Annotated in this window: 13 protein-coding genes; all 13 read left to right on the forward strand. The window is 37.5% G+C overall.

Features of this window, described 5'->3' with window-relative positions; all coding sequences use genetic code 11:
- Positions 1-2: 2 nt before the first annotated feature.
- The 13 genes from ACUR5C_RS05425 to ACUR5C_RS05485 all read left to right on the forward strand — a co-directional run bounded on the left by ACUR5C_RS05425 (position 3) and on the right by ACUR5C_RS05485 (position 14,034).
- Positions 3-1,724: a TadA family conjugal transfer-associated ATPase gene (locus ACUR5C_RS05425; protein WP_454467341.1), complete on the forward strand. Its 1,722-nt coding sequence runs from the start codon at positions 3-5 to the stop codon at positions 1,722-1,724.
- On the forward strand, positions 1,717-2,565 hold the full coding sequence (locus ACUR5C_RS05430) for a type II secretion system F family protein (protein WP_454467342.1): 849 nt from the start codon (positions 1,717-1,719) through the stop codon (positions 2,563-2,565). The genes ACUR5C_RS05425 and ACUR5C_RS05430 overlap by 8 nt, the downstream gene beginning before the upstream one ends.
- 8 nt (positions 2,566-2,573) lie before the next feature.
- A complete protein-coding gene (locus ACUR5C_RS05435) occupies positions 2,574-3,437 on the forward strand; it encodes a type II secretion system F family protein (protein WP_454467343.1) in 864 nt (287 codons plus the stop codon).
- Complete coding sequence (locus ACUR5C_RS05440) at positions 3,427-3,789, forward strand: DUF192 domain-containing protein (protein ID WP_454467344.1); 363 nt, start codon at positions 3,427-3,429, stop codon at positions 3,787-3,789. Before ACUR5C_RS05435 ends, ACUR5C_RS05440 begins: the two co-directional genes overlap by 11 nt.
- The gene (locus tag ACUR5C_RS05445; protein WP_454467345.1) at positions 3,782-4,210 is read left to right on the forward strand and encodes a tetratricopeptide repeat protein; all 429 of its coding nucleotides are present in this window, start codon (positions 3,782-3,784) and stop codon (positions 4,208-4,210) included. Before ACUR5C_RS05440 ends, ACUR5C_RS05445 begins: the two co-directional genes overlap by 8 nt.
- A 3-nt stretch (positions 4,211-4,213) precedes the next feature.
- Positions 4,214-4,921: a TadE/TadG family type IV pilus assembly protein gene (locus ACUR5C_RS05450; protein WP_454467346.1), complete on the forward strand. Its 708-nt coding sequence runs from the start codon at positions 4,214-4,216 to the stop codon at positions 4,919-4,921.
- Positions 4,922-4,967: 46 nt separating this feature from the next.
- The gene (locus ACUR5C_RS05455) at positions 4,968-9,185 is read left to right on the forward strand and encodes an IPT/TIG domain-containing protein (protein ID WP_454467347.1); all 4,218 of its coding nucleotides are present in this window, start codon (positions 4,968-4,970) and stop codon (positions 9,183-9,185) included.
- A gap of 3 nt (positions 9,186-9,188) precedes the next feature.
- A complete protein-coding gene (locus tag ACUR5C_RS05460) occupies positions 9,189-9,626 on the forward strand; it encodes a hypothetical protein (RefSeq protein ID WP_454467348.1) in 438 nt (145 codons plus the stop codon).
- A 4-nt stretch (positions 9,627-9,630) separates the two neighbouring features.
- On the forward strand, positions 9,631-10,641 hold the full coding sequence (locus tag ACUR5C_RS05465) for a hypothetical protein (protein WP_454467349.1): 1,011 nt from the start codon (positions 9,631-9,633) through the stop codon (positions 10,639-10,641).
- A gap of 1,107 nt (positions 10,642-11,748) precedes the next feature.
- The gene (locus ACUR5C_RS05470; RefSeq protein WP_454467350.1) at positions 11,749-12,087 is read left to right on the forward strand and encodes a hypothetical protein; all 339 of its coding nucleotides are present in this window, start codon (positions 11,749-11,751) and stop codon (positions 12,085-12,087) included.
- A 169-nt stretch (positions 12,088-12,256) separates the two neighbouring features.
- Positions 12,257-12,676, forward strand: a complete 420-nt coding sequence (locus ACUR5C_RS05475; protein WP_454467351.1) for a hypothetical protein — start codon at positions 12,257-12,259, stop codon at positions 12,674-12,676.
- Between the two features lie 334 nt (positions 12,677-13,010).
- Positions 13,011-13,157: a hypothetical protein gene (locus ACUR5C_RS05480; protein WP_454467352.1), complete on the forward strand. Its 147-nt coding sequence runs from the start codon at positions 13,011-13,013 to the stop codon at positions 13,155-13,157.
- Positions 13,158-13,305: 148 nt separating this feature from the next.
- Complete coding sequence (locus tag ACUR5C_RS05485; RefSeq protein ID WP_454467353.1) at positions 13,306-14,034, forward strand: hypothetical protein; 729 nt, start codon at positions 13,306-13,308, stop codon at positions 14,032-14,034.
- Positions 14,035-14,076: the final 42 nt, after the last annotated feature.

Genomic DNA, 14,076 nt, shown 5'->3' on the forward strand with positions numbered 1-14,076 from the left:
TTATGTTTGAAATTATTTTAAGCACGAAAAAAGGTACCAATGTTGGAACAGTCAGGTGTGCGACAGAGTTTTGTAAATTAGGGAAGGCGAAGTCTAATTTAGTCGTACTACATGGGATGAAAGTCGCAGCAGAGCATGCGCTAATTAAAATAGAAGAGTCTGGTTTATTTGTTGAGGATATTTCAAATACTTCTATGGGTGTTGTTGTTAATGGCGATAAAGTTAAACATGCCGGTCCTTTAAAAGAATCAGACAAAATAGTGATTGGTGGTTACTTAATACAAGTAAAATCACAAAGGAATTTTAGTCAAAATGCTCCAGCGACACCCGCAATAAATGAATCAACTAATAAACAAGACTTTGCAGATACGCAAGGCTCAACTCAAACAATAATTGATTCTATAGCGCAGAGCACTAGTAAAAATGAAACTAGAGCACAAACTGAACTGCGAAATGTGTGGCGTAAAAAAGTCCACGATGCACTGTTAAAGCAAATTGATTTACGCCGCATTAAAGTTAATGAAATGAGTGATGATTTACTACGGGAGAAAAGTCGAGAGCTAGTTGTTCAAGTGATGAGCAAACTCGATGGCATTCCAGTAGAAATAAATAAGGATGAGCTTGCCAATGAAGTGTTAGATGAAACTGTTGGCTTAGGACCACTTGAAAAACTCTTAGCGGATGATGACATTTCTGAAATTATGGTGAACTCTCATGATCAAATATTCTATGAGAAGCAAGGTAAACTATTTTTATCAGATATTGCTTTTACAGATGACCGAGCGGTAATTGGTGCGATAGAGAGAATTGTTACGCCATTAGGCCGACGAATTGATGAAAGCTCACCTATGGTTGATGCTCGCCTGAAAGATGGCTCACGCGTAAATGCGATAATTCCGCCATTAGCATTAAAAGGCCCTAGCATCACCATAAGAAAATTTATGCAAAGTAAACTAACAGCAGAAGATCTCGTTGGTTTTGGTGCGATGAATTATGAAATGATGGAGTTTTTAAAAACCTCAGTTTTGTATAAGCAAAACATGGTGATTTCCGGAGGGACTGGTTCTGGTAAAACGACCTTGCTGAACGTACTGTCTAGCTATATACCAGACGATGAAAGAATTGTGACCGTTGAAGACTCTGCCGAGCTTAAACTCTCGCAACCAAACTTGGTTTCATTGGAAGCTCGCCCGCCAAATCAAGAAGGAAAAGGCGCCGTGGAAATTCGTGATTTAGTTAAAAACTGTTTACGAATGCGCCCTGACCGAGTGGTTGTTGGTGAGTGTCGTAGTGGCGAAGCTTTAGATATGCTGCAGGCGATGAATACTGGGCATGATGGCTCACTCACCACTGCTCACGCCAATAAGCCAAGAGATTGTATTTCTAGACTAGAAGTCATGGTAATGATGTCGGGCATGGATTTACCTGTTCAGGCCATAAGAGAGCAAATAGCGTCAGCGGTAAACTTAATTGTTCAACAAACTAGGTTTTCAGATGGTTCACGTAGAATTACCTCAATCTGTGAAGTTACTGGGATAGAGTCTGGAATCGTTCAATTAGCTGAAATTTTTAGGTTTAAGCGAAAAGGCATTGATGCTAAAGGAAAAGTATTAGGTGATTTTGAAGCAACAGGCCTTATACCAGAATTTTACAATGAGCTTTCTAAGAATGGTGTTGAAGTTAATTTAAGTCTATTTGGTAAGAAAGAGTTTGCTTATGACTGATTGGATAGTGCCTAGTATTATTTTTATAGCAACTATATTGTTGGTACTTGCTGGTGCGCAAGTTTCAGCCGTCATGGCAAAAAATTACAAAGAGCAGTTTAATGAGACCGCGTCTAAAAACTTAACTGACCTTTTTTTATTTGTAGACTCGCAAACATTATTTAAGCTTAATTTGCTCGCCATTGTATTAGGCTTCTTAGTGGTATGGTGGCTGACAGGAAATTGGTTCCCAGCACTAATTGTGTCAATTATTTTGCTTGCCGCACCTAAAAAGATTTACCAGTTTTTAAGAAATCGCCGCAAGAAAGCTTTTTTACACCAAATGCCAGATACCTTAATGATGTTATCTTCTAGCTTAAAAGCTGGCGGTAGTCTTACATCTGCCTTAGAGACTATGGTTGCAGATTCACCAGCGCCTACTAGTCAAGAATTCAGTCTTTTTCTAAGAGAGCTTAGAATTGGAAGAGACTTTGGTGAAAGTTTGGATAATATGGCGAACCGGATAAATGAACCAGAAGTTAAGATGGTTATTTCTGGAATGAAAATTTCCAAAGAAGTCGGTGGAAACTTAGCAGACATGTTAGAACGTTTAGCTGATACCTTAAGACGAAAACTTGAGATGGAAGGAAAAATAGTTGCGCTAACTTCACAGGGAAAAGCTCAAGGTATTGTAATGTCACTGCTACCAGCGTTCATTGTATTTGCTTTAAATCATATTGAACCAGAGGCAATGCAACGGCTTTGGACAGAGCCCGCTGGTTGGATTGTAATTGCTATTGCGGTGACCATGCAGTACATCGGTTATCGCTTTATTAAAAAAATTGTCACAATAGACGTGTAGGTGACTGTATGACTATTTTAATTATCCTTTTGTTCGCTGCGGCCATGTTCTTATTCTTCTACGCGCAAAATCAGATTCGCGCAGCAGTACCAAAGTATGAGCGAATTTTTATGGATCCATTGCCGCCAATGCTAAAGCTGCTTTGGCCAATGATTCAATTTTTTGCTTACTACTTAGGCGAGCGACTACCAGTTGATTACCTTGAAAAAAGCACACGAAAATTAAAGTTATCAGGTGTTTCATACATTTTAACGGCGGAGCAATATTTTGCGGTAAGAATTGTTGCAGCAATCTGTGCATTTTTAATGACTATATTTTGCATGGGCGCGTTAGGAGAAATTAATTTTAGGTGGTTGCTTGGGCTTACAATATTTGGATACTTTTTACCAAGAATTACTTTAAATGATTTGCATCAAAAACGTAAATTAAAAATCATTAGAGATCTACCAACTTACTTAGACTATATCACTATGTCTGTTCAAGCGGGGCTTAACTTATCTGGGGCTATTCAACAGTCTGTTGATAAAGGCCCTGCAGGCCCACTTCATTCTGAGTTTGAAGGTGTGATTCGAGACCTAAGGGCAGGCATGAGTCGTACCGATGCGTTACGTGCAATGGCTGAAAGAGTTAGAGTAAAAGAAGTCGGTAATTTAGTCAGTGCGCTTGTTCAAGCCGAAAAAACTGGTGCAAGTTTAAGCGATACCTTAAGAATACAAGCTGATCAACGACGCATCGAGCGCTTTCAAAGAGCTGAGAAAAAAGCCATGGAAGCGCCCGTTAAACTGGTTTTTCCTCTAATAGCATTTATATTTCCTGTCACTTTTATGGTCATTGGTTTTCCTATAGCGATGAAAATGATCCATGGAATGTAAATTAACTAAGCGGGTTGCTTTTATTAATGGTCAGCCAGTGATCGATGAGCTTTTTATTGCAAGCTCTTGGTGGCAAAGAATGCGGGGCTTACTTGGAAGAGACGAGTTGACTAATCGCCAGGGATTATTAATTAGCTCTTGTAATTCAGTGCATATGTTTGGAATGAGTTACGCTTTAGATATTATCTATTTGTGTAACCAAAATAAAATTAAAAAAATAGTAAAAGAACTACGTCCCTGGCAAGTTTCTTTCTGTTCTGGTGCTGTTGTAGCAATTGAGCTAAAAGCAAAAGTAAGTGAAAAATTAGGTATAAAAATCGGTGACAAATTTGAGTGGAGTGTACATGAATAAAGTAATTGTAGTTTTTATTCTCGCTTTTTTATCAGGCTGCGCAGCTAAGCCTAGCGTATCGCGGTCTAATGCTGCGGAGGTTGAAGCTAGAGCAGAAGAGTACTACCGTTCGGCAAATTTACAGCTTGCAGAAGCTGAGTTTAGAGAACTGCTCAAGATTACACCAAGGTATGCTAAAGCTTGGTTTAGACTAGGTAATATTTATCTTAGAACGAATCAGTTAGACGCAGCTATAAACCATTATGAGAAATCCTTAGAGTATGATCGGACTCAAGCAAAAGCTTGGCACAACTTAGCATTGGCAAGAGTACGTCAAGCAACTGCAACTTTGGTAGAAGGGCAAAGTAATATAAATTCCAAGCAAACTGCGGAGTTAGATTTTTTATTAAAGAAATTGTTAGAGCTGCAAAAGTCAGGCTAAATTATGCAACCAATTAAAAATTATCATTTTAAACAGCAACAGACAGGCCAGGGAATGTTTGAAATTCTTGTGGTATTTCCGTTTTTATTGCTGATGATTTTTAGCATTATTCAATGGGGTTATATTTCGCGTTCAAAAGCGACCTTAAATACCGCAACTGAAATGGCTGCAAGAGCAGGCGCATTAAATCATGGCAGTCAAGGCGCTATTCAAAGAGCTTTTTCACACGGTATGGTACCACTATTTATGCAAGGTAATGCCTCTGCAAGCGGAATGAGAAGCGCAGCGCTTCGTTCTCGTCTTGCCACAAGGTTAAATGCAGATATCGATATTTTGAGTCCAAGTGATAAAGTCTTTAAAAAGTTTTCAAAGAATATCGTTTATCCGCTTAAAAATAAAAAATTTAAAGAAATCCCAAACGACAATTTAATGTACCGGCCATCAACGGAAGTTACCATAGATAGTAAAGTTAAAATGACTCTTCAAGACGCTAATCTTCTAAAAATAAGGGTAAATTGGTGTGAAGAGCTTGTTGTTCCCGTTGTTGGCGATATGTTTGTTGAATGGGCTAGTGGTTTTTTTAATGGCGCATTATTTGTGCCTAGCGCTGCGCAAATTAGATGCAATGCGATAGGTAAAGCGCAAGGTAAGCCATTATTAGCAATGCAAAGCATTGCAACATACCGAATGCAAACGCCATTTAGGCAATGAAAAAGAATTAATAAAATTTAAGTTAAGAGACTAAAAGGAACTTACCATGTTGGATTCAAAAAAACGATTATTCAGCTTAATAGTAATCGCGTTGTTAACTCTAGGGGTAGGCGCGTGTAGTGGTGAATATAACCCGTCTGCGGATTCTGGTACCGACCAGCCTACTGGTGGTGATGGTGGCAATGACGGTGGTGATGGTGGTAATGATGGAGGAAGCGGCATAATCGACCCTACAACCGGTACTTGGGAAAATAAGGACGAGGATGGTGACGGAGTGCTTGATGAAGATGATGATTTTCCGTTTGATTCGACAAAGAGCCAGTTTGTTACAATTATAGAAGAAGAGTCAAATAATTTAATAAGTGAAGCAAATGAAGTTGGTCAAATATTACCAATAAGAATTAAAGGAAGCCTATCTAGTGCCGGAGATACTGATACATTTAGCATTAGGTTTCCACGAGAAATAGTTGAAGCTAACTCTTCAATTTCATTTGTAGTTAAAGCAACTGGAGTTAATTTCGCTCCGACAATAAATCTATTTGATAAGGAAGGGAATGTTCAGGATACATTTAAACCAAGCTACTTTAAGCAAAGTGGTGTACTCAAGTCGCTTCTTTTATTTTATCCTAAAAGCCAAAATGAATTGTTTTTATCTGTATCGTCCTCTTATCAAGAGGGAGCTCAAGACTACACTATAGATGCCTTTGTTGATAGTGACAGAGACGGTCTAAGTGATATGACTGAGTATGCAATTGGGACGAATGTAAATGCTGTTGACTCTGATAATGATAGCATTATTGATTCAATTGAGCTTTATGTGCTAGACATTGACGGTTCCCTAATGGTCGATTTAGATATGGATAATAAATCAAATGCGATGGATGACGACTCTGATGGGGATGGACTGTTAGATAAAGATGAAGGCGGCGATGACTTAGATGGAGATACTTACGGGAACTTTGTTGATTTAGATTCTGATGGGAACGATTTAGCTGATGTTGTAGAAGCTGAAAATGTGCAGCAGCCCACTGATTCTGATTATGACGGAGTTCCTGATTACAAAGATTTAGATGATGATAATGATACTGTAAGAGACTTGTTTGATATGAGTCGTTTACAGCAGGCTGCTAGAGAAAATAACAGTTCTGGTTACATAATTAAACATGTTAGCACTCAACTTTCAGAAGCTTATAACCTTTCTAACCAAGGGCTAAGAGGAAAGCATTTAGCAATAAGAGGAGGATTAACTTCAAATAAAGAGTACGTTGGTATTCTCGAATTCGGCGATGAGACTATTAATGTTAGGGTTATGAGTGATAGTGACAATGAGATTGAAATTCATATTCCACGAGGAAGGCAGATACAAAGTGGTAACGCTATAGCCTTTATTTCACTCTATGATGCTGCTGAAAACAGATTAAGTAATAGATTTCAGTTTGATTTAATTGACCCACAAGTTCCAATTGTAACAGGGACTGATAAAGATGCTTATGAGGTCGGAGAAATTATAACTGTGAATGGATGGAATTTTACCAATTCATCAGAGCTTTTAATCTCCAACACCGCAATAACAATTTCTGAATTAGTCTCGAGTTATGAAGCAAAGTTTAAGCTGCCGAACTATGTGTCGAGTCAAAGCTTTTCTATCAGAAATGGTTGGGGGGTTGGTAATAGTTTTAAAACGAAAATCTTTAATAAAGTAGATGTTGAACTGCAGATTCCGCAAGGTTTATCTATTACAGAAGATGCTATTTACTATGTTAATGCTGCTGGTGACTATGAAAGATTTTATAGTAGTGTTGTGAATCGAGTTGCAATTCCACCACTTAACCCACAAGTCGCATTATTTTTAAAAAGTGGGAATGAATATTTTGATTTTTTTACGACGCCAATTTTGAGTAATGAGCTAGTAACAATTTCTCTTGACTCAACACTTTGGACTTGGGTTCGTGGAAGCATCTCGGAGATTAGTTTAGCTGAAATGATCGCTAGCCCAGCTTATGAAGAACTTTATCAATCGATTTATTCAGAACTAGAAGAAAATCCATATTACTTTAATTTTGATAATGACAATGATTTGGCTAACTTTTACTCGCTAATTGGTCAGTTTGTAGACAGCTATAATCGAGGCAGACTCGCTTTAGAAGCGCTTTCCAAAGTCAATCATGCGGGAAATAAAGTGCAAATAGTGCCGGAAGAGCCTGATAATCCCCGAGAGCTCCAAGCAACGATTCGGCCAGAAGAAGTTGACGACATAAAAGTTACCGAACTCTCACGATTTTTTACGGGTAGTGGTTTTTTTGATTTTACCTGGTTTTACGATGATTCGGCTTACGGTTATACAAACCTAAATAATGACACTCAATTATATCTGAGTGCGGGAGTTATTAAGCGCTTACCAGATGGCGAGCTTGCGGATGATTACGCAACGAGTAACGATTCTGGGGGAAAGTCTAAGAAATATGATCATATTACTAATCTTGGTGACAGTAAAATCATTTCTCCTGCTTACTTTAGTCTGATGGGGTTTGAGTTATTAGATACTGATGTCGCCCTTCGAGTTTGCAAATTTGATGATTGTAGAGTTGAAGTTCTAACCCCAGGTTTTGAGAGTGAAGGGAATATTGTTTTAAACGACTTACAAGCGCGGGTAGTTAGAGACCTCCGGATTAGAACTATTTTAGAACGAGCAGTGTGGGGACCATTAAAAGCGGTGCTTGAGTTTACTGGAATAGCTGATAAAAGGGCTATAAAGAAAGTAAAGTTGAGCTATCTGTATTCTGTCCTTGAGGCATACTACCCTGACGTTATAAATGCGATTGCGACGGTCGAACAACAAGGCGGAAGTAGTTCTAACTATGATGCCATTGGGGATACAGTAAAAGGAATGCTAGGTAAGGAGGTCAAAAATCTTTTAAAGGGAGAGTTTGGACCCTTAACAAAGGTTATATTGGCAGCCACGCTTGACGAGTCTCTTATGAATGTAGATTCAATTACAGATGTAAACCTATACAAGGAATTAGTAGAAGAAGTAATTGTAAGTAGGCTAGAGCTTGCAATTGTTATAGTCGCTGCAAAGCAAGCAGCTCAAAAAGCTGTGCCTATTTTAGGTCAAGCAGAGCTAATATATGATATTGCTAAATTAACTGATGGAATTGCACAAGGTGCAGGAACAATTGTTGACTTAACGACAGTTAAAACTAAAATTGACTTTGATATCGCCTGGGGTATTGAAATAAAGAGAATGAGTCCCGCAGTAGTAGAGCCTACAGGGAGTGATATTGAAATTACGATAGAAGGTGTCGGTTATTGTATTGAAGAGGGAGGTTGGTTCTCTTCTGATGAAATACCGCAATTTTCTTTTAGTGACTTTGAAGATACCTCTTATGCAATAGAATCTGTAGATATTCAAGAAGACGACATAAGTGATGATTGTAGAGAAATCAAAGTGAAAATTCCTGGGGCATGGGCAGAAGATTTTTATCAGCAAGGAAGAAAAAAAGTAAGAGTTGATGTTTCTCATAGGGATGATAGTGCTTCATCAGCGGGAACGAATAACCCAAATAAAGAGCCCTCTAAACCGCCTTACATCACTTTTGGAGAGGGAGTAGCGATCGGTAATGTGAATCCAGATCCAAGTAGTATTGGCCAAGTAGTAGAAGTAAGTGCGATTGGCTTTTCTCCTGTTATTTCAGAAAATAGTTTTTATTTAACATCTAAGAATGGTGGCTTTATTGAGATACCTGTAATGGAGTTTTCCAGTGACGGTGTTGCAAAGATAAAAATTCCTGTTAACGCGATATCTGGAGAATTGATTCTCGAAGTTAATAATGTCAGATCAGAACCGTATGACATTACAATAATAGACTCTAGAGTGTTAGTGCGCTTTGGAGATAATGGGAATTTGGAGGATGACCAATTTACTATTAGCTATCAGGGTACCGAAGTTAGTAGAACTACTGCCGGGCAAAGGAAGAAAGACGTTTATCTTTCACTTTCTCCTGGAAGGCACTCGATTGTTGTAAAGGGGGTTTATGCGCCAGATTTACTTGCTACTTACTACTTCTGCTCGTCAGAGAATAGCGAAATTGTTCGAGGAGAAAGTATTGGAAGAATAACGACAGATGAAGAAAGTAATGAGTCAGGTTTGTTTGAGAATCGTATTGAAATAAATGTGTTAAGCTCTAATTCTAGTGAGATCAATACTTGTGAAGGGCAGCCAAGTAATAGCCAAGTTAAAAGTAATATAATGTTAGGAGATTAGATAGTGAAATTTTACGTGAGCTTTGTGGTGTTAGGTTTTTGTGTTTTTACAGCTTATGCTTCGGCAGATAATGATTGGTATAAAGGTGTCATAGATGGCAGTGACAAGAATCTTTTGCAGGTTTGTAAAGACTATTTAAACACATCGTTTAGCAAAGATGACCCAGATTATTATATGAAATTAGTTCCGCCAATAATGAAGAAGAAAGAAGAGAAGGTGATAAAGAGCTTTCATAAAAAACACCTGAAAAGGTTTGGTAATAAAGACAAAAAATTCACTATCCTAGAGTTTAAACCAATAGAGCGTTTTGTTCATAAAGGTGTCAAAATCGCAGAGGTAGAATACGGCTTTAAAACAAATGCAATGAAGTTCAGGTTGACCTCATCATGCTATTTCAAAAAAAATGAAAATGGTGCGTGGTACTTAGGTCGCCTACCTTAGAATTATGTACACTCTTAAAAAAGAAAGCCCTCACGAAATAGTTTTTGAACAGGGCGGCGGTTTATTTATCTGGTTGATTTCATTAGTCGTTTTTATTGGACTTGCTGCTCATTCATATTCAATAGATAATATAAGTGATTTTGAATTAGTTTTTTTGATATCGCCATTTTTTATTTTGGCAGTTTTTAAACGATCGATTTTTACATTAAATTTAGTTAATGAAAGTCTAACTTACTACACTAAATGGTTTGGAATTCCTTATAGAGAACAGAAGCTCTCGTTTTCACAAGTTCAAAAAATAGTTTATGGGGGCGCAGTAGATCTTCGATATATTAAGCTTCTGTCAGAAGCTGAAAGAAAAACTTACTATACAGTAAAGTTCGAGTATTCTGGCGGTGAGCGCTCCTTTCGACTTATTTCGGTTACCGATGTTATAGTATTGTTTGAATTTATACACAAGAAAACGGCGATACTCCAATTTTTTGAAAAGGGAGTTGGTGGGCCAGTCGAAAGTCTAGAGGATGTTTTTTCCAGTCAAGACGTTAAGCTTAATAAATGCTCTAAAACAAAGTTTATCGAAGAGCCAAACCGCTTAGAAATTTATAGCGTTCCATTTACTAGTTTTATTGGTTTGGTTTTAGGCGTTTGCTTTGGAATGCTTTATTTTGGTTTGTTACTGCTAATCTATGTGATTTTAAATGAGCCTTTCACCTCCAAAACGATAATGTTTAGTTTACTTTGTTGCACTGTTTTTACTATTTGGCTGGCATCATATGCTTATCTTAAAACAAGCTTAACTGCCACTAGCGAAGTACTTCGTTTATCAATAAGAGGTTGGTTTTCTAGGGAAATTCCTCTCGAGCAAGTGAAAGGCTGTGTTATTCTAGGTAGCGACTTGCAGCTTATTTTCGCTCAGTCTTCGCTCAGAATTGGTAAAAGATTCACTATAGATGAAGCGCAGTTTGTGCAAAACTGGCTGAATAAGGCTAAGTCAAAATGTGTGCGCATTAGTTAGCTACTCTATTGATGTTCTTTAAGCCTAAGCATAATCAGCAGTAATTTACGCTTAGGCTTAAAGCACCTGTAATTTAGTTCTTATTTAGAATAAAGTCCGGAGAAGTTTCTAGAGCTTCATGAGCCAAAGTGAGTTAAAGTTCGAACTGAAAAACACTTTCAAGAAGTGCACCTAAAGAAAAATAAGAAATTTCGCAAGTACTATCCGAATGCGCCTAAAGATATTACTTTTAAAGGGATAAAAGAGGTTAAGCCTCATTCTCGAGAAGAGTCTGAGTTTGGAGTTGAAACTGCTTGGAAGGTATATGTACGGATTAAAGGAAATAATAGTAGCAGCACTACTTATTGTAAATTCAATAAAACTGGTGAACACTTCTATTTAAGGTTTGCACCTTAAAAAAAGTGCATGAGCAATGAGCTGGTTTTAGTAGTCGTTTTTAGGGATAAAGAAGCTAAGTTAGGCTGAAATTTTGAAAGAATTGTTAACTCATAAAAAGTGGTTTGATCGATATACTCAAAAACGGCTTAAAAAGCTACTGGAACGATCTGAAGCAGTGGAATTGAAAACTTACCCGCTGTTTCTGACTTTGCCACTGTTGAAAGAACTAGGATTACTTTCTATTGTTTTGTTGGAGGTACTCTTAGCAGTGGCTCTGCTCGAATCTGATAAAATAACTTACTCCATTCTAATACCAATTTCTGTGGTCATCTCTCTGGGAATATATATATTATTGCGCGCAAAGCATTGATTAGAATACATTATGGCGAAGTGTTCAAAGTACCTCTTGTAGTTTCAAGAAATCGGTTAGAGATACCGCCCGTTATTATTGGTCAAAATCAAGTTCTGTCGGTAAAAAAGGGCGATGTTGAATTGATTAAAGTCTATTGGCATGAAACGCTCTACACCAATGATAGAGAAAATAGGGTGTTCAAGATTGTTTTAAATCTTAGAAAGAATCAAAAGTACGAATTTTCTGGCTTTGCATTTCCGTTAAAGAGTTTTTTCTATCTGCTGATTTATTATGATTATCCGATAGACGTTATAGAAAAATGACATCAAAAAGGAATAACCGTAAAATTAAAAGGAATCATTATGAGGGTTATGAATGTGAAATCTATTAAACAATATTCTTTAGTCGTACTCGCTACAATCGTTGTTGGCTTTAATCAATCTTCGCTAGCTAATGATTGGGAGTCGCAGCTTGAAGCTGCTGTGTTAGAACTAAAGCAATCTCCTCCACCACATGAAATGCTTAAGTGTTATGGTGTTAATCAAGAACAATTTATACAAGCCTATAAAAAGGCTTTCATGAAGTGCTATCCAAAGTATGTTCCGCTAATAGCAAATGACATGTCAAAAGAAAAAGATTTAGCCCTATGTTTTGAAAGTGACCTGCTTTCGGAAACTGGCGCTACTAAAGAGGAATTGTCTGAATGTAACGATTAGTTTTCAAACCACTCCGTGATTTAGTGTTGATGCGCCAGATTTACTTACTACTTCTGCTCGTCAGAGAATTGCGAAATTGTTCGAGGAGAAAGTATTAAAAGAATAACGACAGATTAATAAAGTAGTTAGTATCTCAAATATTATTTAATTAGCCAAAAAGTGGAAATGTATGAAAAACTTACTAATAGTACTTGCTCTTATAACTGCGAGCGTAAATGCGAATGCAAAAGATGAAAAATGGTTTGTTGAGTCTTGTAGTGATGTCTTTGATGCAATTAAAAGTAACGATGACTCCAAAATTAAACACCTTTATCCTGAGCCAGTCGAAGGCGTTTTTAGCCCTGCGCTGGCTAAAGGTAGTTTAGAAAAGAAACATCATAAAATGATGGTCAAGAAGAAAGGGTTCAGTGTTGAATATAAGAAGATGAATATCAGCTCCAAAGTAAGTGAAAAGTTTAAAGCTATAGGCGTTGTTAAGTTAGCGACTGTTAGGTTTTTGGGCAAAGATGGAAATGGAGGAATGCGATATCCATCGTGTAAATTTGGACTCATTAATGACCAATGGCGTCTTGTTGGTACGCCTTTTTAAATTAGAATGTTGGTAGTCTATTGGCACTGTTCATAGAAATAGTGACTCTTGTAGCCTAAGCTTTTAGCTATTTTATCGTTAAATAGCGACTAAGTATTATGATTGTTTTAAGCTTGGTTTAACGACATATCAAAACTAGCTTGTTTATTTCATTAACTCAATGAGCCGCAACTAATTAGCATGGATATTCAACAGTTACCCAGCAGAGTGAAAAGCATGCTACGTGTGCCACAGGACGCTAAATCAGTGGCACTGCGCACACCGAAGCACTTTGTGTTCTTTGAACACTCAACGGATCCCATTTTTCGCATTAAAAGGATTTTCACTAGTCGAATTGATAAACAAAGAATACCAGCATTATCACTTATCATTGGTTGCTGGAAACGACGTTGCGATTTGTCGTGGTAGTAAACAGGAGATGGAGAAGCTCGCCTTAGAGCTTTCAAAATTTACAGGATTACCTTATATTCAAGCACCTTAAAAATGTATTAGGCGCGTAGGTTGCGGCTTTTCATCGGGGCTTTTAAGTTTAGAATTTAAAGCATTTATAAAGAAAGAAAAGAAAGAAAAGAAAGAAAAGAAAGAAAAGAAAGAAAAGAAAGAAAAGAAAGAAAAGATAGGATCTAAAGTTGAATAAATCGAATCAATTAAATGAAAAACTCGATCAAACGCAGTTGTTACAAATTGCCAAAAAATCTCCTTTAATACCAAAAGTCGATCAGCACAACACTTCGCAAGTAAAGATATTTTATTTTTTCGCTCGCCTTCCGCTGCTAATCGAGAGTTGCTTTCTCATTTTTATTGCGGGGGTTGGTTACATCAATTACTGGATATCTTCAAACGTTCGGTCAAATGAACTCGAATTTGCATTTAACTTGGCGCTTTGGCTGCTCGCCGTTGGCTTTCTGATTATATTCCGTGTTGCACTTGTCCGTAAGCTAGTAAAGGCAAAAGGTGCTGCTAATATACAAGTAAACACCAGTCGTATAAGCCTGCCCTTTATCATTAATCAAAAGCAAAAAGAATTAGAGATCCCCCGTAGTAGCATTCAAGATATTACCCTTGAATGGTATAAGTACCGTTCTTTAAATTTGGATAGTGGCACCGGAGCTGCGGGTATGAGTAACTTTCATGCTATTAAGTTTAGACTGCTTGATGGGCGTGAGTATCAAATCACTGCATTAACTGCATCGATTTCGCAGTTGGCGTTTGTGTTGTTATCCAATCAATATTCGGTTTATCTTAAGCGCAAGGAGGCTTTATATGTAACTGTAATTCATAGAACGTTACTGGCTATAACGCTACTGGTGTTGCTTGTTGGAGGTTATTTTACCTGGTTAGAGCTTGCTAAGTTTTAACTTGATTAAAAGTTAAAAGCAGGCGAACGGAAACCTTTATTG

Source organism: Aliikangiella aequoris, assembly GCF_053709105.1.

Excerpts from the sequence above, each read along its gene's own strand:
- ACUR5C_RS05445 (WP_454467345.1), top strand. The coding sequence starts at position 3,782 with ATGAATAAAGTAATTGTAGTTTTTATTCTCGCTTTTTTATCAGGCTGC.
- ACUR5C_RS05425 (WP_454467341.1), top strand. The coding sequence starts at position 3 with ATGTTTGAAATTATTTTAAGCACGAAAAAAGGTACCAATGTTGGAACA.
- ACUR5C_RS05465 (WP_454467349.1), top strand. The coding sequence starts at position 9,631 with ATGTACACTCTTAAAAAAGAAAGCCCTCACGAAATAGTTTTTGAACAG.
- ACUR5C_RS05435 (WP_454467343.1), top strand. The coding sequence starts at position 2,574 with ATGACTATTTTAATTATCCTTTTGTTCGCTGCGGCCATGTTCTTATTC.
- ACUR5C_RS05475 (WP_454467351.1), top strand. The coding sequence starts at position 12,257 with ATGAAAAACTTACTAATAGTACTTGCTCTTATAACTGCGAGCGTAAAT.
- ACUR5C_RS05455 (WP_454467347.1), top strand. The coding sequence starts at position 4,968 with ATGTTGGATTCAAAAAAACGATTATTCAGCTTAATAGTAATCGCGTTG.
- ACUR5C_RS05450 (WP_454467346.1), top strand. The coding sequence starts at position 4,214 with ATGCAACCAATTAAAAATTATCATTTTAAACAGCAACAGACAGGCCAG.
- ACUR5C_RS05430 (WP_454467342.1), top strand. The coding sequence starts at position 1,717 with ATGACTGATTGGATAGTGCCTAGTATTATTTTTATAGCAACTATATTG.
- ACUR5C_RS05440 (WP_454467344.1), top strand. The coding sequence starts at position 3,427 with ATGGAATGTAAATTAACTAAGCGGGTTGCTTTTATTAATGGTCAGCCA.